Here is a 20,679-nt window from a genome sequence, read left to right as displayed (position 1 = left end):
TTGCTTATTTTCTTAATTTTCAATAATATATTGTATATAATTTTCAGAAAGAAGGAATCTACATGCCAGTTAGAAGAATTGAACACGTAGGACTTATGGTTGCAAACTTAGAAGCATCTATCTCATTTTATGAAGAAGTAGTCGGCTTACAGCTCCTTCAACTTATGGGGCACCCGAATCCAGACTTAAAACTCGCTTTTTTAGGTGTGGAAGAATCGAAAGAAACGATACTCGAATTAATTGAAGGCTACAATTCTTCCTTGCCAGCAGAAGGAAAAGTACATCACATTTGCTTTAAGGTAGATTCATTAGAAGATGAAATCGAGAGACTAAAGAAACACGCAGTAACCTTTTTACTAGGAGAAGAAATCGAAACATTACCAGATGGAACACGTTACATATTCTTCGCTGGTCCTGATGGGGAGTGGATTGAGTTTTTTGAAACGGAGAGATAATCTGAAGAGACTTTTTACTTCAATAAAGTATAATAAAAGCCGTAGGAGTTTAATGCCTACAACTTTGTAAAAGGATCTTGATTCACTATAAAATATCCTCTATAGGTTTATTCTTAAAATTTACTTTTAACTTGATATTGATGTGACGTAACCTTAAATATGTAGAAATTTAAAAAGCCCCCTAATATTGTTAAAGGGGCTTTACTCATACGAATGATAATTTTTATAAATAATTGCTAAATAGTGAATTTACATAAATGCTTTTAGAAGCTCTTGAACTAATGGGATTGCTCCACCTATAAATTTTAAAACTGCCATTGCGATTTCCATATTATTTCCTCCTCTTTTGTTAGTACTGGGATGTGATTAAACTTTATACACTTATTATAGTAAACGCTTACATTTGTAACAATACATTTCTGTATGCAATATTGCATATTTATACGTTTTGACAATATTTGACCTCTATTAGCCATTCTTTAATGGTACCATAACGAAGTGAGAGTCTTTAAGGGTTCGCCTTAATAGGAGGAAATATGGAAAAAGTTCAAGATATTTACAGTAATATAAAATTTAAGAGTTGGTTTAAACAAGTATTAGCTGTAGGAGGAATATTAGGATTCTGCTACTTGGTGTTATATGGTTTCTGTTTTTTAGTTGATATGTAAATATTATACAGCTACACTAGTGGAGTCTTGCCTACAGAGGTAAGACTCTTTTATTGTACTTGAGATGAACAAACTACATACAATAGTTTTCAGGTTCTTCAGATTTCTCTATATGTTTCCTTGTTCCTCTATGTTCTAGCCCCACTATTTCCTATCATTGAAAATAAATAAACTTCCGTTTATATTGAAAATACAATTTTATTGATGAAAAATGTCTTTTTACTAGATACATATTAAAAAGAAAAGTATAAGTTTTATTCCATTTCGGTACAATCTTTTTATCTTTGAAAAGGACTTAAATCTTATTAATAAATTTGAGTCTTTTTGTATACGTCCATTTCTATATAACCATATAAATATAATATATTAAAAATAATTTAAATGCAAGAATACTTGTAGAGGAACCGCCAGCACTTCGAAAAAAAACAAGCTAAACCAAAAAATACAATAAGCTGCCCATATGGACAGCTTATTTACATAATTTTCTTTATGGGAAATATACTTAAGGCCATTTTTAACTTAATAGGAGTCTAATATCTCAAGTTTCTTAGCTAATACCCAGCTATTTAGACCTAAATATGCATAAATATTGTAATAAAAATAATTCCGGTTTCTCAGTGTTTCCTATAATCTTTTAATATCTTCATAGAATATAGGCCAACCTTGCATTAAGATATTATATATATATTTCTTACTACAAATATGGACGGTATTATCCTTGTTGCAGTTTTAATTTTAATCAAGTCTATTGTAATTACACAGATTGAAATATCTATTCAATTTCAAAAATAGCAAAGGAAATGTATATAAAAAGATCACTTGTCTTAGAAACAAGTGATCTTTTCATTAGATATACTGCAACTTGCTAACAGCAGGTAATTGTTATCCTATTCATATGTTCAATAGATATTATAATACATTTTTTAGTTATATAGACGGAATTGTTTCTAATGAAATGAGACCAAAAATATTTCAAAAGGTAGCATTAATTATTTAGTGCTTTAAAAATGCAATTTTGAACCTCTCGAAGCACTAAATCAGGTAAATTTTAATAAACTTCAAACTTTGTCTGCATCTGGATCTCACAATTGAGCCTGAGTAATTAATCCTGTCAACATAACAAAAAGAGTCCTGATTGAAACAAACTCTTTTATGAGTTTTTACAAGAGTAAACTTTTAAGCACATAATTACATTTCTATTATTTATTTTACCACTTGTACAGATGCTGGTTTCCACCCCTGATTCTCTACCCAATCAATATTAACCTTATATTTTTTATTACTTTGTTTATCTCGTACATTACCGTAGGCTTTATTATTACCATTATTTCCAATAAAATCGAAAATCAATTGGCTCTCTGGAACATCAACAGCATAAGAGATTGCTTTTTTCATCTCACTCCAATCTACTGTTCCTTCTTTAAATTTCATATCAGGTTTTGCTCCTTGCTCTGTACCAATTGGCTTCCATGAAGGATTAGTTTGAGGATCCTTTTCTTGAGATACCGTTTTTTCTTCCTCTTTATTTTCAGTTCCGTTCGTTTTTACCGATTTTTCTACTTTTTGTTTCCCTTCTAACTGTGCTGCTTCTTTATCTTCGCTTTTCTTTTCTTCTATCTTTGCCATTTCTTTATCTTCAGTTTTCTTCTCTTCTATCTTTGCCATTTCTTTATCTTCAGTTTTCTTCTCTTCTATCTTTGCTGTTTCTTTATCTTCGGTTTTCTTCTCTTCTATCTTTGTTGCTTCTTTATCTTCAGTTTTCTTCTCTTCTATCTTTGTTACTTTCTTTTCTTGAGCAATTGCTTTCTTTGATGTATTAGAAGGGGTAAACAACTGGTATGTCACTATACCAACTGTCACTAATACCAAAGTAAATGCAATATTAAAAATTGCCTTTTGACGACGATTCTGTTGTTTTTCTTGAAATCTGCTTACTTGTCCCATTCTTCAAACCTCCGTTTTTACTTTCTCCTCTACTCTTTATGTATTATCCCTAAAATTCTTAATATTTTTATTAAACAATAGAAATAAACTACACTTTCCATACAGGATTTCATATCATAATATAATTTGTGTTTTTTCAAGTATCTGACATATGTTATTCAAAATAGTTTAATACATTAAAAATTGATAAGCTTCTGCACTTAAGAAACCTTCAATTTTATTCAAAGGTGATTCCAATTACGTCCACATTAGATCTCCTGTAGAAAGCTTTTTAACAATTAAGCCTCTTCTTCCCTTATTTATAATTTTTAAATTAAATTTCCCTCTATAGTATAATAAAGATGTTTCGTTTTCTAATGGGGTATGTCGTAAAATCAAAAGAGATTTTATCTCTTTTACCTTCTTTTCAGAGTAAATTTCACCACTAGGAAATTCTATTATTCCTAATGTAATCTTTAATTCGCTCTCATCAAAAGTCCACTCTTTATTAAGTTCTCTTATCTTTTGTATAAAGCTTCTTTTGGTTTGTCCTATATAGAGCAATGTTACATTCTTAGCATATACTCTAGAGATTGCAAATATCCCCTTCTTAGAAGCTTCTTCCCTATTATAAAAGTCATTTATACTATACATGCCATACCACTTAATATGTACTGTTTCTATGAATCTCACCTCGTTTTTAGACAATATTATAATTTCTGAATGTTCAAATTATTATAGGTACATATGCTTGATTACTTGAATTATAAATTGTGCTTTTCAATAATACATTTTATTATTACTAATTTCAATAATGAAGAAAAAATATAATACTATAGTTTAATTACAAAGCTATATAAAAAACAAAGTGATGTCGTGCCACATATTTTCTTTTTTTACAATATCAAACTATCGTGAACAAAATTTTAAAAGTTATGGAATGAAAATACAATGTGTATGTACATACATTTCTATTAATTGAAGAAACCTTCTTAATTGAGGTCGTACCCCAATTAAGAAGAAAAAGAGTAGAAATTTAATCTCTCTACGCTGTTAAAATTATTCAACTCCCAAAAAACTGTACATCTTCTAGAGATACTAATTTTCTAGTTTTGATGTTTTTATAGTGCTTGAGAGTGATATTATTCAAGTTTTTTCATTGAGAATGCATAAATACAAACAAAACCAGTAATACATCTTTTCTGTACCGTACTGGTTTTGTTTAAGATCATCTTAAATTATAGCTAGTTCACCGAGATTGCAAATTCCGATTTCGGTGCCCCAGCGAATACGATTGTTCCGTTCTTCGGAAGTTCCACCTTGTTATTGCCACTCACAATGGTGAAGTTGACGCAAACTCCCTTCTCATCATACACCGCAAATGAACCATTTGATGGCAGCGTTACGGTCATCCTTTTGTCTGTTGCCGCTTGTGGAATTGTAAACCATTTCGCATGTCCATTTGCATCCAACGTAACTTTGGATGATTGGCCTACATCAATTGGTTTTACATTAGATTCACTTACGTATAACAATCCAGCCATCTCCATATATTCATTGCCGCCTTCTGTATAGAAATGCGTTTCCGTCGTATCACGACCATTCATCACGGGTACTTGGATCTGATGCACCGCGGTGTTCGGACCTGTAATTTTTCTGCCATCCCAATAGCCTGCTGGGCCTTCCTTGCGAGTAATTTGAGTACTAAGAAGTTTCGGTTGAACGAGATATTGAATAGAACTAAATTTCTCGTTCACAAGATAAAACTTGACACCTTCCCTCTTTGCCCATGCAGCAGCGGTTTTCTTCGAAAGCACGTTGTCTTCTAGTTTCTCAGCTAAATAGTGGGTCATCACACTTTGCCCTAAACCTGGATGCGATTTATATGCGCTCTCCTTCAAATAAGTTCTTCCATTCTTCTCGGTTACGAAGTTGAGCTTGGAAGTACCCCCCTCATTAATAAAGCTTCCATCAGCAGTATATACATATTTTTCTTGTGGATTAGATGGTAAGAATAGTTCACCGTTCTTCGTAATTTCAATCTTGAAATGAGTTTCGCTATTACCATAAAATCCAGCTTTCTTTGCTACGCCTTGAGGCATTTTGACTTTGACCGGCTTGCCAAAGGATTTGTTCGGCTTGATGTCCTTAATAGTACCTTTTTCTTTAAGCGTGGCGAGTAGCAATTCAGTTGCCATTAGTTGATTTGTAGAGCTCCGTCCACCAGATGACAATACAGCCGCTGCTATTTTCTGTTCCGGAAGCACGACTAATATAGCATGTTGCAGTGCCGTATCGCCGCCCTTAGTCAAAGCTTTGATCCCATATTCACTGAATGGGTATAGTTTCACACTATCCCAGCCAAGACCATAGTTAAAAATATTATCACCATCCCCCGGCCACATTCCTTTTTTATATTCATCTTGCTCCATCGCCTTGACTACCTTATCAGAGAGGATTCCTTTTCCCTGTCCCATAAATAGTTGTGAGAATCGCACCATATCTTCTGCCGTAGAAGATATGCCTCCCGTACCAATAACATTCACCGATTCAATTGGAAGTTGTCCTTGGTACGCCGGGAAATATAGTCCAGCCCGATTTTCATCCCTCCATTTGTCCTGCGGCGTTTTCGTATGATTCATCTTTAAGGGTCCTGTAAAGCTTTGATGTAGATATTCGGTAAAGCCCATACCACTAACTCTTTCCACCAAAATTTCGGCCAGCGTAAAGCCATCGTTACAGTATACCGAGAAAGCACCAGGGTCCGCCTTCAAGTTTTGATTTGACAATTGTTGTAACAAGGTATCATGGGCATAGGTATCATTATCGTTAAATAAAAATGCATTACCTAACGTAGAACCTTGCAATCCAGAGGAGTGGTTCAATAACATACGTGGTGTAATACGTTTATATCGACCGTCTTTCATCTTAAAATCAGGAACATAGCGGACAACAGGAGCATCTAAATCGACTTTTCCTTCATCGACCAATTTCATTACAGCCGCTGTTGCATACATTTTACTGACTGAACCAATCCCATATTGAGTATCTTTGGTTAGCGGCTTTTCCCCTTCCAAATCATTCTTGCCAGCCTGACCCGACAAAATAAGTTTTCCATTATCAATTAGCGCATACTGCACGCTATTCGCTTCATAAGACTTTGTAAGTAGCTCCGCCTTCTCTGCTGCAATCTTCTTCAGTTCCTGACTAGCTACTTCTTCACCAGTTACAACTGTAGTCTCACTTTCAGAAAATGCTTTCACTCCTGTTGGTAGAATCATAGTTACCGCTAATGCAGTGGCTAACACACCAGTTAGCTTATTTTTCATCACGGAATTACCTCCTTAGATAAGTGACCGTTTTCATCATTTGTTTGTTCCACTATGAAAATATGATAAAATTTATCCGTTCTCCTCTTTGACCTACTTGCTAAATTCAGCAAGTAAAATATTTTTAAAAGGATCAGGACTATCAGCTTTAATACTGTTTAAATTGACGGCCAATGTATGCTTGCCTCCAAGTGTGCCCCCAGCAAAAGTTAAAAAGCCAGGAATGGTTCCTCCATCCCCCCATATCGATTCACCGTTTGAAAGCTTCATTTTGAAAATTCCAAGCCCGGAATCGCCAAGCTCATCTACTCCTGTAGGGACTGTTGTAAGCATTTGCTTTAGTTGCTGTTCTTTCAATAATTTGCCCCCAAGTAAATAAGAAAAGAATTTGTTTAAATCATCAGCTGTAGAAATCATATCTCCGGCCGAGCTCCCCATACTTGGGTTATAATAAGTAACATCTTTCGGCTCACTTGCTCCGTCTAATTGGATATATCCACGGGCATGCTTGGTTCCTGGAATGACGCTTGAATTTCCAGGTAAGAATGTATTCGCTAATTCAAGTGGTTCAATAATTCGATTTTCAATCTCTTCCGCATAGCTGTTCCCAGTTACTTTTTCAATAAGAATTCCTAGTAATACATATCCTGTATTTGAATACGACCAGCTCTTTCCTGGAGCAAAATCTGGAGGCATGGATATTCCCATCTTTACTAATCCTTCAGCAGTATAGGATTTTTTTGTATCCATCATATTAAAATCCTTTGACCTTGTGTAATTAGCGATACCACTTGTGTGATTCAATAATTGCCGGATAGTAATTTGTTTATCATCATATCCATTCCCTTGAATGACACCAGGCAACCATTTTTCAATAGAATCGTCTAGATTTAGGCGGTTTTCTCCTGCTAATTGAAGCACAACTGTTGCAGTGAACGTCTTTGTCACGCTGCCAATCCGAAAACGAAAATCTGTTTTCATTGCTTTCTTGTTACTCAGATCAGCTACACCAGCCGCATAACTCCATGTTTTTCCACCCTCAGAAGTTTTAGCAAGTATCCCTGGATATCCAAGTTTCAATGTATCCCGCATGGCCTCTTTGACGGAATTTCGATTTCTTTGGTTGCTTGTTTGTAACGAACTAGATACATTTTGAATGGACTCCGCTTTTACACTTGAGGTTGGAGTTGTATAAAACAGGGAACCTCCAGTTATTAAAAGGGCTAAACCTGTACATGTAATTTGACGATGCTTTTTCATCAAAATAATCCTCTCCCCTATTCATATTGTATAAATGGTTATTTGCTGTTTGGAACTAATCACACAGCTTTCTTCTTAACCCACTGCAAAAGGACGACATTGAATCTGTAATGTCTCTTTTCCTCCAAACAAGTCTTATTAATTGATTTGTTTTTTATAGAAATATATAGTATTTTTCTCCTCTCACTCTTCTTTCCATTTTCATCTTACACAAGGAAAATCTCTTTTTTCTTACCTCTTCCTTACAAATTCCTTACGTTCAAAATCACTTTTATAATTGATTATTTTTTATGTGAGCCCCCTTACCATCAATTTAAGAATTAAAAAAAGAGGGGATTATCCCCCTCCTTTTTACGCTTGCTCCAACTGTCGAAATTATTTAATATACCCACGATTCAGTTCCGTTAATTTTTCATTGATGTTAAAAATTCTTACTCTAATATCTTTAACACCAGCTGCTTCAAGTCTGCTCTTGTGCATTTCCGCGTATTTTTCAGCATCTTGTTTTTCTTCAAATATATAAATGCCTCCAGCTTCTTTTGTTTCTTCATTCTCAGTCCATATTTTCCAGTGGAATCCTTCTTCTTCGTTAATACTATTTGCTAAATCCCAAAATCCTTTTTCCATTTCTTCACCAAAAGGACCTTCAAACGGAAAATCAACTTGTAATAAATATGCCATTTTCACTCACTCCTATTTTTAATATAAAATTCATCGGGAATTCCTTTGTATAAAAATTCTTCCCATTCTTTTACTGATTATGATCCGAATGATCGTAATGTCTAAATTCGTATTGCTATTATTATTCAAGCACTAATTGGAGAATCCCCCTATTTGTAACATAATCACAAAACGATAGTAACTTGAACGCATAAAGTGAAAGTTTAATAGTTTTCAGTTATGTTTAAAAAATGTGATACAAACTTATCCCTAAACTAAGGACAAACAAAACAAGTGCAGGTATTGCTTTCTTAAAGGGATCTCTCGCTAATACAATTAGAGTTAATGCGGCTGCAAGCATCGTACCGCCTAATAACAATCCTGCTAATAAAGCTACTGTTGGAATCCAAATTCCTATCAACATTCCAATCGCTCCTACAATCTCAAAAGCTCCAGTTAAGAAATTAAAAAACGAAGGTAAACCAAATCGTTTGAATTCATCTGCCATTTTCCCGGATATAATTTTCGTTCCTGTCATTAAAAAGAACAGAAACAACACTACTTTTACAATATTGATGAAAATTAAAATAGTAATCACACCTTTCTTATTATTTGATAAAAACTCAGTATTGTTCAGGTAGTAGTCACTACCTTTACCCTATTTCCTGAGATTACCCGTATGGAAGTCGCTTCAATTTACATTACCCTTCTCAATATTAAAGGGCCGAAAATTATATGCTATAGCATATATAATACAAAAATTTGACTGGTACTAGGCAAAAAAGTGACCCTGAATCAGATATCATACAAAATAAAGTTATCTTCCCATTCGTCCAAACAAAAATTATATGCTATAGCATATGTAATACCTAAAACAAAGTTTGTTCCTTATGAATAGCGTAGCATCAATAAGGAACAAATATTAATAGTGTGTATCATACAATTTGTTTAATAACGATTGTAATACTTTAATTTCTTCCTCGCTCAAATTACTCGTAACGAAATGGTGAGCGTCTTTCACTACAGGCAAGATTGTTTTCTTTAACTCGTCACCTTTTTCAGTTAAAAATAGGTTATGTGAACGCCTATCTTGGTCATTCAAAGCCTTCTTTACAATCCCTTTTCTCTCCATTGACTGTATCATTCTAACAACAGTAGTTTGATCTTTATCAATAGCTTCCGCCAACTCTTTTTGAGTAGTGCTCCTTTGGCTACAAAGAACACTAATAATCCCCCACTGCTCTGGCGTAACTCCATAAGGCTTTAATTTCTTCGTAAAATAGTTGGTCATTTTCACATCAGTACGATGAACAAGATAGCCTATTAAATCATGTAAGTTCATATATCACCTCTATAAATTAAGATATAAAAGGATATAGCATACCAGTCAATCATTCACAATGAATGTATTTGTTTCACCATATATATGCTATGGCATATATATTAAAGTAGATTATTTTAATTGTCAAATGATTTACCTATTATTTTTCGAAAACAAAAACGTCCCCTTAGATTATAGAAGGAATGACTAATTTGACGTATTTCTCTGGCGATTTCTCCCCTGTCGTTTTATGATATGCTAATAACATTTGATAAAATATGGTATATACGGACAGTCAAAAACTTTTAAAGATACCTCGTCCAGTTTTTGCTGTTGCAAGATAAACAGCATATAATCCGTTAACCACCCACATTAGTAACGAAAACATAAAGAAAAGGCATTCCAAATATGAAACACCTTCTTTCGTTTTATAAAACCATCCAACACGCTGAACTTTTCAATTTAATATAATCACTCGTTTAACTAAAGAAATTGATTACGTGCATAACGCTCTTCTCACTTTTCTTGCAAAATTTAGTGGATCATCAACGTCTTCGATATTAACGTAAATCAAATTTGGATCATCACATAACCACTCATTGTGTATAGACGAAACGATTATTCCTTGTTTAATAATTGTCGCCACAAATTCAGTGACTTCTTTTTGTAAGAGTGCTACTCGGCCTAGGCATAATGCCCGTCCAGTTTTATTGTCTCGTGATTCGAATGAAAAGGAAGTTGTTACTCTAAAACGTTTTCCTAAGATTGTTGCTCGTATTTCATCCCTGTTTATTGTTGCCACGCATTTCCCACCGGCGAATCCTTCTTGCCCGCCGATAATTCTTGCAAACTGTTGACAAATTAATTCATCATTAAACGCCATACCTTTAATCATCCCCCCTTTTACTGTTAAGTTATGAATGAATACATAGGTCTGAAACGGTAATGAATCTAATCTATTAAAAAAATGATGGCAATCTACCGAGAGCTATTAGCTCAATTATTCTTGATTATTTAAATTAACTCGGCTATATATGTTAAGACATTTTTAAAGAGCGTAAAAAAAGACACCCTAAGGTGCCATCCTCCGACTTGAGAATCGTATCTATGTATGGAGAAATTTAGAAAAGACAAATACAAAAGGGAAGATTCTAACTATAATTTATAGAGCTCTTATGCCATGAATTACTTGCATATTTCCTTATTTACCAGAAGAAGAATCTCAATTACTTTATTGTCTGATCAGTCTCGTTAAAGCCATCCCAAGAAATCCAGCGCCCATTCCTATTAGCCATCCAGTTTGGGCATTACCTAACATAGATCCTACTCCTCCACCAAGGAACATACAGCCAACGAATACTAATCCTCCAATTCCCCAATTCGGCCGTTCCATAATTCAATCACATCCTTTCAATAAAATATATGCGATTAGCTCCCTCAACTTTCTTCCATAGGATAGTTCATTATTTTACTTAGGTTTAGCACTTCAGGGCATTCAAAAGATGCGAAGCTTGAGTCATTTATATAGATTGTAGAAGTATGGAGATTTTCCACATTTTAAAATAGTAAAGTATAAACATGAAAAAACTCCTAACAAATTTTGTTAGGAGTTTTTTCAAATAAGCGATATTTATTTAATCTTCATTATTGAGTTCTATTGTACCTGTTCTAGCACTAACTTTTAAAATATTTAACAGATTATCAGGTGTCTTGATTTCCACTTCATATTCAAATTTTGATTGTGCTAAGTTGTCATCTTCTAATTCAAATTCTTTTTTCACATTAATAATTTCTCCATTTGTATGAGCTAAAGAAATTTCACGAACTTGTTTCTCTGTGTAGTTTTCATTCTTTTTTGCATAATTGTAACCCATACCATAATATCCACCAACAATAGCAATACCACTTACTAAAATAGTAATTACACTTATAATTATTTTCTTTTTATGTTTTAACATTTTCATCCACTCCTTAATGATTAATCCTCTATTCCAAATCTTGCTTCAAGTGCATTTTCTGCTTGCTCTAATTGATCTTCCAGTATATCGTGTTCTTTTTCTTGCGTTTGATATTGCTCAACAGTTATCGTTCCAGCGTGATAATCTGCTTCTAGCTGATTATCAGATAGATCTATCTTGTCATCCAATTGGTCAATTTCTTTTTTTGCTGCTAAGTACGTATTTAAGTTATCTTCTTTTGCTCCAACTGGTTTCGTGTTATTTGCTTTTTCTACAATAGATGTGACTTCGTTTTTGAAATCTTGTGTTTGCTTCGTATCATTCGTAGCAGGCCCTATTTTGTTTGGTTCTTGTTGTAGTTGAGCAACTTCTTTTTGTAATTTATCATTTTCCACTTTCAGTTGTTGTACTTCTGTATTGTTATCAGCTTGAGTAGAACAAGCTGTTAAGAATAAACAGGACATTGCTCCAATCAGCATCCATTTTCCCATTCTGTTTTCCTCCCTTTACAGGTGCACCTTATCCTTGCCTTTATATTACTGAACAAACATTAAAGGAAGATTAATGTACAAAAAAATAAAGTGAAGGCTTTTACAGGCAGTTAATCCCTACCTACCTCGCATTCACCGAATTTTGAGGGAGTAGTCGTACTGCCCGTTAATGCGGGATAAAATGATATAATTAACTAGTTTCTAATCTTTCTTTAATGTTTTGAAATTATAGTGATACATATTAATAAGAAGAAAAGGAGAATGTTAATGCGAGTTCTTATCGTCGAAGATGAACAAGACTTACAAAATATATTGGTGAAACGATTAAATGCAGAACATTATAGTGTCGATGCATGTGGGAATGGAGAAGATGCCTTGGATTATATAAACATGGCTACCTACGATTTGATTGTGCTTGACATTATGATTCCCGGAATAGATGGTTTACGCGTATTACAAAGATTACGCGCGGACAATAATGCAACTCCTGTCTTGCTTCTTACAGCTAAAGATACAATTGATGATCGTGTAACAGGACTCGACTTAGGTGCAGATGATTATTTAGTAAAGCCGTTTGCTTTTGATGAACTGTTAGCAAGAATTCGAGTGTTAATGCGAAGAAAAACAGGAAATACATCTAATGTGTTTGAAATCGCTGACCTAGTGGTAGATTGCAATATGCATAAAGTAACAAGAGGAGACCAAGTTATCACTCTTTCCAGTAAAGAATTTGCTATTTTAGAATATATGATTCGTAATAAAGAAGTTGTGCTGACACGAGATAAAATTGAGCAACATGTGTGGAATTACGACTATGAAGGCGGATCGAATATTATTGATGTTTACGTCCGCTATCTTCGTAAAAAAATTGATAGCCAGTTTGAAACGAAGTTAATTCATACAGTGCGCGGAACTGGTTACGTATTGCGAGTAGAATCATGAAAAGACTATCAATAAAAATGAGAGTGACCCTGTGGTATACGGGGCTAATTGTAATTATTATGGCACTCGTGTTAGCTTTTATTTTAACTTCTTCAGATAAAGTTTTGCTTTTTAATATGAAAGATCAATTGAAGAGCACAGTAAAAGAAAGCATGGAAGATATCAAATATAAGCATGGGCAGTTAAAGATTGACGATGATTTTGAAACCTTAGAAGATGGAGTAAATATTAGTATTTATAGTAAACAAGGTGAGCTGTTGGTAGGACATAGTCCAACAAGCTTTAATAAAAAGATATCGCTTAAATCCGATGAAATACAAACCATTAAAGACGGCAATAAAGAATGGATAGTATATGATTTTCTCCATAATGCAGGCGGCGATGAGCAAGTCTGGGTTCGTGGAATAATGACTATGAACCAATTATCCTCAACGATGAATACGCTTATTGTGGTAACAATCATCTCATTCCCATTACTTATTCTCATTGCGGCAGTCGGGGGATATTTTATTACGCAAAGAGCGTTTCGACCTGTGCAACAAATGAGTGATTCAGCCAGTAAAATTGGTGATGGTAAAGACCTTTCGAAGAGAATTAATTTACAAGGTTCACCGAAAGACGAAATGTATCATTTAGCACAAACCTTTGACAAAATGTTTGAGCGATTGGAGACATCATTCGAAAGTGAAAAACAATTTACATCTGACGCATCTCATGAATTAAGAACACCAACATCTGTTATTATTTCGCAATGCGAATACGCTTTATCGCAGAGAAATAATCCGAAAGAAATGGAAGAATCGTTAGAAGTAATTTTAAAACAATCACGTAAAATGTCCGCTTTAATCTCACAACTCTTATTATTAGCACGAGCTGACCAAGGAAACCATAATACTTTCCAATTTGAATGTATCAATATGAGTGAATTAACGGAAATCGTTGTAGAAGAGCTTTCATTAATGGTTCAAGAAGCTTCGATTGATATAACAACTAATATAGAGGAAGACCTATTTATTAAAGCAGATCAAACATTGATGATGCGTTTATTAATGAATTTACTAACGAATGCGATTGCTTATAGTAAAGCGAGCGGAACTGTGCATATGCAACTATTCCGTGATGAAACCAACATAATAGGTAAAGTCTCCGATAATGGCATCGGCATCAGCGAGCAACATATTACAAAAATATGGGACCGCTTCTATCGAGTTGACGCAGCACGAACATCTTCAAACATCGGAAACACAGGTTTAGGATTGTCGATGGTAAAATGGATTGTCGAACTACATGGAGGAGAAATTACGGTTGAAAGTAAATTAGGAGAAGGCAGTACTTTTACATTTAAACTACCAATTGAAAAAAGAGCATAATTTATACGTGTCTGTCGCTTCAGAATAAAGATTGATTCAAAGGCTCTCTACAATCCTTATGTAAAAATAACTGACGCATTTTAAACATCATCGATTTTATCATTTTGGACAACCTATTCTGTTAAATTAATATACATGCGAAAAAACTATCAAAATAAAACCCCAGAAATCCAATGGTCTCTGGGGCTTCATTATATATTTAGCTCTTTTTGCTTTTTGTTTTGTTTATGTCTATACAGTAACTTTCGACTTATTAGAGAAATCACTAATAAGGTCAGAATTAATAAGATAAGTTGCATAAATGATAAATCAAAATATTTAGCACCTGTAACGATTAAAAGTGTAGAAATCGTGCCTTTTACAACGAAAAAAATAATAACCCATAACCCGCCTTTTTTCCAGTTCATTTTATATTACCCTTTCCTACGTTTAAATTCTTAAAATATTTAATAATAGTTCGTAAATATGACAACTTAATAGAAATCTATTATATTAACAAAAAATTCATGTCTAATTAAATGCGACGATTCTATATTAAGTGAAAATGATATTCATTGTCAATTTTATTGATTATTTGAATACTTATTCTTAATCTCTTTCTACTTTGTTTCTTATAAGCAATACACTCTTGTATTCAAACAAAAACACCTCCATTGCATTTGCACACTTAGTATGCGAATGCAAGAGGTGTTTTTTCATATACCATCAGATAAGATTTCCTGCTTTGTTTATTTCTTGATACGTAGCTATTTTCTAGTACACGATAACTGGATCATACGTGTTCAAACTATCATATACAGTTTTTGCAACATTAGGAAGAAGGTTCACACACCCACCTGATCCACCTGTTAAATAAGCATTATTTGCCCAGTCTTTTCGCCAGCCGGCATCGTGGAATCCTTGACCGCTATTTGTGAATGGAACCCAGTAATCTACTTTAACCGCATAATCAGCTTTCCCTACTGCGCTACCTCTTAGCGTGTATGGTGTTCGTTTGTATAGGACGTACCAAACACCTGGTGATGTATCTTCACCCGTGCTATGTTTACCCGTTACTACATTTGTTGTAACGACTAATTTTCCATCTTTATAAATCCAAATTTGTTGCTCTGCAATTGAAACTTCCGCATACGTGTCTCCGATGCCATTATTCGCTGTTGTTTTATAACCGATACCTTCCTTCTCCCAACCATTTCCGTGAATATTAGAAGCAGAAAGCGACTTTTCGCCTTTCTCAAAGGCTTGTTGAACTTGTTTAGTTTCTTTTTCAACATCTAGTGCCCAGCCGTATCCTTGCCCTTTTACTGATATGACTGAACCGGAATGCGTTTTAAATGAGAAATCTTTATTTAATGTTGATTTGGCATTATTAATTTCAGTAATTTTCTTCTTAATGTCACTCGCATCAATTGTAACTTTCATATCCTTTGACATAGAGGCATTTTGAATTAAATCTTTCGCTTTTAAAGGATAAACTTCATCCTGCACTTTATACTCAACAGACTGCCCAAGAAGATTCTGTAGTGCTTTCTCCTCTTTTTTGACAATCGGATCGTCTTCTTTAATAGGTTTTATGTATGCAGACTTCAGATGAATTTCGCTTTTATATTTTTGCTTATCGTAATCTTTCAGTAGACTAGTAACATCATACTGTTTTCCTTCAACACTTTTCGAGATAACAATTTTCCCTTGTTCTAGCTTCGCCATAGCATCTTGAGGCGCTTTTAATTTTTCATTCATAGAGATGAGCGTTTCTTCTACAAGTTTCTTCATCGTTTCACTACGATACTGATCTGCCTTCTCTGGTAGCAATGAATAATTTTCTCCCTTTGAGGAAGGGAAAAATGTCCACTGACTTTTTAATAGTTTCTTAACTTGAGGCAAATCTTTTTCCGTAAGTTCCGTTTTTGTATCTTTTTCATCTAAAATTTGTTGTTGATCAACATAGACTTTGTTTGCTAGTCCAGATGTCTTTAATTTCTGTATTGCCTGATCAGCGCTCAGACCACCAACTTTTGTGTCATTAATTGTAACATTCGAATTGAAGTGAGTTGCCTGATAATAACTCATTCCCCCAATAAGAAGTGCAATTACACCAATACCCGCTGCGATAAACTTCCAATTTGTATAACGTTTTTTTGATCTTACTCGTTTTTGATCAATTTCTTCAACTGATTCATTTGTTGTATTGTTGTTCATCAATCTTTCCCCCGTATGCATTAACGTCAAACGATTTTTAACTAAAATCATAGACTAGTGTACCTTATTTTTCCTAAAATTTCATTATTTCCGACCACATTTTATCGCAATTTAATGATTTAATTTAGATTTTTTAATAGTACGATGCATTGAACAGCCCTTTACAAGTCATAAAGTGAAACTTAAATTAACCGTCACACCAAGAAATTTAGCTTAATATTCTAGGGGAAAATTTTTCTCTTTACGTAAAATACGAATTATATTATCCATTTTTATGAACATCAACCCCTAATTTTGTCAAAAAAATAAACGATAGTCCTTCTACATTTTTGATAAAAGGACTATCGTTTTTTCAGTTAGAGTATTTGTATAATCGTTTAACTTTTTATTTCCTGAAGGTCAAACTTGATGAAGATGATGAAATTTCATCTCATAGCCTTTAAATGAAAACATTATGTTTTTTATGGCAACCAAGTTTATTTTTATAAATTAAACCCTTAGCTTGATGCCTCCCATATATCCAGCAGCCTAAGATTAAGTAAGAGTCCATTCAACTAGATTTTTTCTAATATTTTTAGGTGCATCTTATTTCGCCTCGTCATATTTCACTAATTGAATTTAAAACACATCCGTATGCTATTTAGTAAAATTTACGATTCGAGACGTAATTATTGCAGTAACCAAGATAATAATAGCGGTTATCAAGCCAGATTCTCCAATCCAAATCTCAGTTTGATATCCTGTACTTGCACGTGCGAAAGGTCCTTGAATAATGGCATTCCAAGTAGTATGGATGATAACCGAAGGCCAAACGCTACCTGTGATAAGTCGTAAATAGGCTGTAATATAACTGAAGGGCACAATACAAAAATAGATGCCAAGTACTGAAAGTAGGACAGATGATCCCTCTACATATAGACCAGCAATAACAATTGGAACATGCCACGTTGCCCAAATCAATCCACTAATAAGGATAGGCCGTGAAAACTCTGCATCGACTAGCCTTGTAAGCATATAACCTCGCCAACCCATTTCTTCTCCTAAAACTGGGATTAAGTTAAGCAAACTTCCTAAAACGCCGCTCAATACTACTAGATAAATAAAACTGAATGGTTCCGGTACATACTGAAGTCCAAGTATATTGTAGATTGGTTCTAACATACCACCTTCGGGATGCTGAAACCCCGCAATTCCGCTCAACCAGGCGATAGAATAAGTAATTCCACAAATAATCATAGGTATTAGCAGAGCAAACCCAATCCCCTTCCATATCTTTAAGTTACCGAGACTAAAAGATACATCTTTAAACCCTTCTTTCAGTATTATGCGAGTCAAAATAGAAGAAAATGCTGGGGTAAACATATATACCACAATAAGCGGCATACTTTTCGTAATTATTACTACTACATTTAGGATAATAGAAGTAATGATTAAGACACTCAAAAAGAGTTGAAGTCCTATTTTAGCACGTTGGATTTTATCTTTATTGTGGAACGATTTTGCGTGTAATATCATTTTAATCCGCCCTTCCCCTTTCATTCACTTGTTTATCGAATTTACTTCTTGTCATTTCCACAGACACAACTTAGAATAAAAATGTTTTTGTATACAGATTCATTCATCTTTAAAATCCCTCCCCAATTTATAGTCTAGTCTTACTTACGACTCATCAATGTAATTATTATTTATAAGTTGTCATAACCGATAGTACAAAAGTGTAATGATTAGTCTATGACCTGTGTCAATTAACCTTATGACAATATGTAACTAGAAAATATGATATGGAATAGATAACAATTGAATTAAGGCAATTGATTCATGCAAGTACAATGAATCAATCTTGCTTTACAAATAATTCAATTGAGGTGGAAAAAATGAATAAGAAAAGCATAATTGCAATGGTTAGTACAGCTTTATTAGTCACAGGATGCGCGGAAGTAGGAAAGGCTCAAACAGTAGCAGTCGAAAATTCAGGTCAATCAATACAAAAAAATATAGTTAAATCCATACAATCACAGGCTTACCCATTAAAAACGATAGAGCCGTCAAAATCATTTGAGGATTTAAAACCACTTAAGAAAATGATTGGGAGCGCACAATATGTAGGATTAGGAGAGAATACTCATGGAAGCTCTGAAATTTTCACTATGAAGTTTCGCCTTGTGAAATATTTGGTTACTGAGATGGGTTTTACAAATTTCACAATGGAAGAAGATTGGGGAAACGGCTTAAAACTAAATGAATATATCCAAACAGGAAAAGGAAACCCTAGGGAATTTTTAAACTTGTTATATCCTACTGATGAAATTATAGCCATGATTGAGTGGATGAAAGATTATAATGCTGATCCATCCAATAAAAAAAAGATCCAATTTATTGGGCTCGACTTAAAGGAGTTGGACCAAGGTTGCTTTAATAAAGTGATTGATTATGTAAGACTACATCGACCAGATTTGCTGGCAGAAGTAGAAGGAAATTATAAAGAATTGTCGGCTTTTAATGGAAGTACAAAGGAATATATGGACCTTGCTCCTGAAATAAAAGAAAAGTTCAAAGCAAACGCTGAGAGAGTAGCCCAATTACTAAAAGATGAGAATGGGCAAGCCAACACAGAAATAGCTTCACCCGAGTACATCTGGGCGCAAGCAACGGCAAGTGCAATAGAGAAATTTACCACAATGCTAATTCCTAACGACTATCCAAGTATGTTAAAGCTACATGAGCAATACTTGGCCGATCATGCAATGTGGGCACAAGAAACATTTGGTGGTAAAACGATGGTATGGGCACACAATATTCATATAGCTAAAGGAATTATCGATGAGAAATTATACCCTTATGTTGCGGGGCAATTTTTGAAGGAACGTTTAGACAATAATTATGTCACAATTGGTAGTACAACTACGGAGGGGAATTTTACCTTATACAGCGAATATGATCCTTCCACTGGAGGTAAGATTACAACCGACACTATTCCACAAGATGTAAAAAGTTTCAATTATACTCTCGGAAAAGTACCATATAACATGTTTTTATTGGATAACCGTCACCTTAAAGGACAAGCTGAAAAATGGGTTAAAGCAAAAAGACCATTACTAAGTATAGGGGGACAAATCTTCCCGAACGAATCGGCATACTTTGATACGTCATTGCTTGAGCAATTTGATATTATGTTTCATATTCGAAAAACAAGTCCATCTCATATTAAATAAAAGTATAAAACAATCCCGTTCTTGCATCTGCAAGAACGGGATTGTTTTATGGTGATTGATATAAGCATCTTTTTTAACCAGAAGTAGGTTACTCTCCCCCTTTTTATCATCATTTAGAAATGTCATATGACACTTTTACACTAGTGAGAATGACAAAAAAAGCAGTACAATTCGGTTATTACATAGATAGGAGCGAGAACTTTATGAAATCAAGATTCATCCAGAATGGTTATTTTTTATTGCTAACTTTCGTTACAGGATTTTTTTATTTTTGTTTTTATCTAATAGCTCTGCTATTCAGCTTCACCCTTTCATTTACGGTAATTGGAATTCCACTAGTTATACGCGTACTACAGACTACTACACCTTTTATCCAATTCGAGCGCATACAGACGAAAATTTATACAGATATTTCAACAGACTCTTATGATAGAAGTATAACAATAGATACATCAAACTGGGCTCAGGTGAAATTAGTGCTTACAGATCGTCGTACTTGGTGTGCTATCTTTTGGTTAATGCAGAAATTAGTGATTGGCATTTTCAGTCTCATTAGCGCAATCATTTTTTATGTAATGCCACTTATGTTGCTATTGGCACCACTACTGTATCAATACATCGAAATGAATATTATATTCATACAGATAGATACCTTTACTAAGTCACTCTTTGTAATGTTTATGGGTATAGTATTTACCGCCATAAGTATTAGAATAGTAGATCGTTTGACAAAGAAAATCGGTGGCTATACACGTAGCATGATTCGGCAACTAAATCGATAGAAGTTTGCAATCTGTGAGTAGTATCACAGTTTTAAATTTAAAAGTATAATAGGCATGAAGGATTAAATTATAATATATGAAGTAAAAAGGTAGGCTACTTAGGGGGTAA

At 34.1% G+C, this 20,679-nt stretch carries 20 protein-coding genes and 1 pseudogene; 6 read left to right on the top strand and 15 right to left on the bottom strand.

The features are described from left to right. Positions 1-62 precede the first annotated feature (62 nt). Entirely contained in the window at positions 63-455 is a 393-nt protein-coding gene (locus BM089_RS18090) for a VOC family protein (protein WP_090977611.1), read from the top strand. A gap of 249 nt (positions 456-704) precedes the next feature. Here the strand turns inward: BM089_RS18090 and BM089_RS31915 are convergent. Further along, a pseudogene (locus BM089_RS31915) lies at positions 705-892 on the bottom strand (hypothetical protein). A 99-nt stretch (positions 893-991) separates the two neighbouring features. Between BM089_RS31915 and BM089_RS31785 the strand changes: the two are divergent. Further along, on the top strand, positions 992-1,123 hold the full coding sequence (locus tag BM089_RS31785; protein WP_000416932.1) for a hypothetical protein: 132 nt from the start codon (positions 992-994) through the stop codon (positions 1,121-1,123). Between the two features lie 1,203 nt (positions 1,124-2,326). Here the strand turns inward: BM089_RS31785 and BM089_RS18085 are convergent. From BM089_RS18085 to BM089_RS18040, 11 genes are all read right to left on the bottom strand, one after another. After that, positions 2,327-3,067: a YrrS family protein gene (locus BM089_RS18085; protein WP_090977609.1), complete on the bottom strand. Its 741-nt coding sequence runs from the start codon at positions 3,065-3,067 to the stop codon at positions 2,327-2,329. Positions 3,068-3,304: 237 nt separating this feature from the next. Then, positions 3,305-3,739, bottom strand: a complete 435-nt coding sequence (locus BM089_RS18080; protein ID WP_002094078.1) for a hypothetical protein — start codon at positions 3,737-3,739, stop codon at positions 3,305-3,307. Positions 3,740-4,290: 551 nt separating this feature from the next. Then, the gene (locus BM089_RS18075; protein WP_090977659.1) at positions 4,291-6,375 is read right to left on the bottom strand and encodes a serine hydrolase domain-containing protein; all 2,085 of its coding nucleotides are present in this window, start codon (positions 6,373-6,375) and stop codon (positions 4,291-4,293) included. A gap of 93 nt (positions 6,376-6,468) precedes the next feature. After that, positions 6,469-7,635 carry a serine hydrolase domain-containing protein gene (locus BM089_RS18070; protein ID WP_090977607.1) on the bottom strand — a complete coding sequence of 389 codons (1,167 nt, stop codon included), beginning with the start codon at positions 7,633-7,635 and terminating at the stop codon, positions 6,469-6,471. Positions 7,636-8,010: 375 nt separating this feature from the next. Further along, on the bottom strand, positions 8,011-8,316 hold the full coding sequence (locus BM089_RS18065) for a monooxygenase (RefSeq protein ID WP_016512594.1): 306 nt from the start codon (positions 8,314-8,316) through the stop codon (positions 8,011-8,013). 223 nt (positions 8,317-8,539) lie between these two features. Then, positions 8,540-8,890, bottom strand: coding sequence for a DoxX family protein (locus BM089_RS18060; protein ID WP_033657524.1), 351 nt, complete (start codon positions 8,888-8,890; stop codon positions 8,540-8,542). A gap of 327 nt (positions 8,891-9,217) precedes the next feature. Then, complete coding sequence (locus BM089_RS18055; protein ID WP_001048563.1) at positions 9,218-9,637, bottom strand: MarR family winged helix-turn-helix transcriptional regulator; 420 nt, start codon at positions 9,635-9,637, stop codon at positions 9,218-9,220. A 475-nt stretch (positions 9,638-10,112) separates the two neighbouring features. Further along, entirely contained in the window at positions 10,113-10,511 is a 399-nt protein-coding gene (locus BM089_RS18050) for a DUF1259 domain-containing protein (RefSeq protein ID WP_000589730.1), read from the bottom strand. A gap of 336 nt (positions 10,512-10,847) precedes the next feature. After that, positions 10,848-11,009 carry a hypothetical protein gene (locus BM089_RS31135; RefSeq protein WP_175495691.1) on the bottom strand — a complete coding sequence of 54 codons (162 nt, stop codon included), beginning with the start codon at positions 11,007-11,009 and terminating at the stop codon, positions 10,848-10,850. Between the two features lie 241 nt (positions 11,010-11,250). Continuing rightward, entirely contained in the window at positions 11,251-11,574 is a 324-nt protein-coding gene (locus tag BM089_RS18045) for a PepSY domain-containing protein (RefSeq protein ID WP_000912137.1), read from the bottom strand. 20 nt (positions 11,575-11,594) lie between these two features. Then, positions 11,595-12,065, bottom strand: coding sequence for a hypothetical protein (locus BM089_RS18040; RefSeq protein ID WP_000521297.1), 471 nt, complete (start codon positions 12,063-12,065; stop codon positions 11,595-11,597). 267 nt (positions 12,066-12,332) lie between these two features. Between BM089_RS18040 and BM089_RS18035 the strand changes: the two genes are divergently transcribed. Together BM089_RS18035 and BM089_RS18030 are read left to right on the top strand one after the other, a co-directional pair. Then, positions 12,333-13,007 carry a response regulator transcription factor gene (locus BM089_RS18035; protein WP_001264528.1) on the top strand — a complete coding sequence of 225 codons (675 nt, stop codon included), beginning with the start codon at positions 12,333-12,335 and terminating at the stop codon, positions 13,005-13,007. After that, positions 13,004-14,377 carry a sensor histidine kinase gene (locus BM089_RS18030; RefSeq protein WP_072938990.1) on the top strand — a complete coding sequence of 458 codons (1,374 nt, stop codon included), beginning with the start codon at positions 13,004-13,006 and terminating at the stop codon, positions 14,375-14,377. Before BM089_RS18035 ends, BM089_RS18030 begins: the two co-directional genes overlap by 4 nt. Before the next feature lie 191 nt (positions 14,378-14,568). On the opposite strand, the gene BM089_RS18025 is transcribed toward BM089_RS18030, so the two are convergent. From BM089_RS18025 to BM089_RS18015, 3 genes are all read right to left on the bottom strand, one after another. Further along, positions 14,569-14,784, bottom strand: a complete 216-nt coding sequence (locus tag BM089_RS18025; protein WP_001104104.1) for a hypothetical protein — start codon at positions 14,782-14,784, stop codon at positions 14,569-14,571. A gap of 346 nt (positions 14,785-15,130) precedes the next feature. Beyond that, the gene (locus BM089_RS18020) at positions 15,131-16,576 is read right to left on the bottom strand and encodes a L,D-transpeptidase family protein (RefSeq protein WP_001064063.1); all 1,446 of its coding nucleotides are present in this window, start codon (positions 16,574-16,576) and stop codon (positions 15,131-15,133) included. Between the two features lie 636 nt (positions 16,577-17,212). After that, positions 17,213-18,091: a CPBP family intramembrane glutamic endopeptidase gene (locus BM089_RS18015; protein WP_072938992.1), complete on the bottom strand. Its 879-nt coding sequence runs from the start codon at positions 18,089-18,091 to the stop codon at positions 17,213-17,215. Between the two features lie 359 nt (positions 18,092-18,450). On the opposite strand from BM089_RS18015, the gene BM089_RS18010 reads away from it, so the two are divergent. Next, on the top strand, positions 18,451-19,788 hold the full coding sequence (locus tag BM089_RS18010) for an erythromycin esterase family protein (protein WP_016512591.1): 1,338 nt from the start codon (positions 18,451-18,453) through the stop codon (positions 19,786-19,788). Between the two features lie 203 nt (positions 19,789-19,991). Continuing rightward, positions 19,992-20,570 (top strand): sensor domain-containing protein, encoded by a 579-nt coding sequence (locus BM089_RS18005; RefSeq protein ID WP_072938994.1) that lies wholly within the window; start codon positions 19,992-19,994, stop codon positions 20,568-20,570. Positions 20,571-20,679: the final 109 nt, after the last annotated feature.

This window comes from Bacillus sp. 5mfcol3.1 (assembly GCF_900114335.1).
GTDB classification, from domain to species: Bacteria; Bacillota; Bacilli; order Bacillales; family Bacillaceae_G; genus Bacillus_A; species Bacillus_A thuringiensis_S.
This window is presented reverse-complemented; position numbering and strand designations above follow the sequence as displayed.

What these genes read in the sequence shown, in the direction of transcription:
- BM089_RS18030 (WP_072938990.1), top strand. Translation starts at nt 13,004, where the DNA reads ATGAAAAGACTATCAATAAAAATGAGAGTGACCCTGTGGTATACGGGG.
- BM089_RS18010 (WP_016512591.1), top strand. Translation starts at nt 18,451, where the DNA reads ATGAATAAGAAAAGCATAATTGCAATGGTTAGTACAGCTTTATTAGTC.
- BM089_RS18085 (WP_090977609.1), bottom strand. Translation starts at nt 3,067, where the DNA reads ATGGGACAAGTAAGCAGATTTCAAGAAAAACAACAGAATCGTCGTCAA.
- BM089_RS18065 (WP_016512594.1), bottom strand. Translation starts at nt 8,316, where the DNA reads ATGGCATATTTATTACAAGTTGATTTTCCGTTTGAAGGTCCTTTTGGT.
- BM089_RS18040 (WP_000521297.1), bottom strand. Translation starts at nt 12,065, where the DNA reads ATGGGAAAATGGATGCTGATTGGAGCAATGTCCTGTTTATTCTTAACA.
- BM089_RS18035 (WP_001264528.1), top strand. Translation starts at nt 12,333, where the DNA reads ATGCGAGTTCTTATCGTCGAAGATGAACAAGACTTACAAAATATATTG.
- BM089_RS18070 (WP_090977607.1), bottom strand. Translation starts at nt 7,635, where the DNA reads ATGAAAAAGCATCGTCAAATTACATGTACAGGTTTAGCCCTTTTAATA.
- BM089_RS18025 (WP_001104104.1), bottom strand. Translation starts at nt 14,784, where the DNA reads ATGAACTGGAAAAAAGGCGGGTTATGGGTTATTATTTTTTTCGTTGTA.
- BM089_RS18055 (WP_001048563.1), bottom strand. Translation starts at nt 9,637, where the DNA reads ATGAACTTACATGATTTAATAGGCTATCTTGTTCATCGTACTGATGTG.
- BM089_RS18020 (WP_001064063.1), bottom strand. Translation starts at nt 16,576, where the DNA reads ATGAACAACAATACAACAAATGAATCAGTTGAAGAAATTGATCAAAAA.
- BM089_RS18090 (WP_090977611.1), top strand. Translation starts at nt 63, where the DNA reads ATGCCAGTTAGAAGAATTGAACACGTAGGACTTATGGTTGCAAACTTA.
- BM089_RS31135 (WP_175495691.1), bottom strand. Translation starts at nt 11,009, where the DNA reads ATGGAACGGCCGAATTGGGGAATTGGAGGATTAGTATTCGTTGGCTGT.
- BM089_RS18015 (WP_072938992.1), bottom strand. Translation starts at nt 18,091, where the DNA reads ATGATATTACACGCAAAATCGTTCCACAATAAAGATAAAATCCAACGT.
- BM089_RS18045 (WP_000912137.1), bottom strand. Translation starts at nt 11,574, where the DNA reads ATGTTAAAACATAAAAAGAAAATAATTATAAGTGTAATTACTATTTTA.
- BM089_RS31785 (WP_000416932.1), top strand. Translation starts at nt 992, where the DNA reads ATGGAAAAAGTTCAAGATATTTACAGTAATATAAAATTTAAGAGTTGG.
- BM089_RS18005 (WP_072938994.1), top strand. Translation starts at nt 19,992, where the DNA reads ATGAAATCAAGATTCATCCAGAATGGTTATTTTTTATTGCTAACTTTC.
- BM089_RS18050 (WP_000589730.1), bottom strand. Translation starts at nt 10,511, where the DNA reads ATGATTAAAGGTATGGCGTTTAATGATGAATTAATTTGTCAACAGTTT.
- BM089_RS18075 (WP_090977659.1), bottom strand. Translation starts at nt 6,375, where the DNA reads ATGAAAAATAAGCTAACTGGTGTGTTAGCCACTGCATTAGCGGTAACT.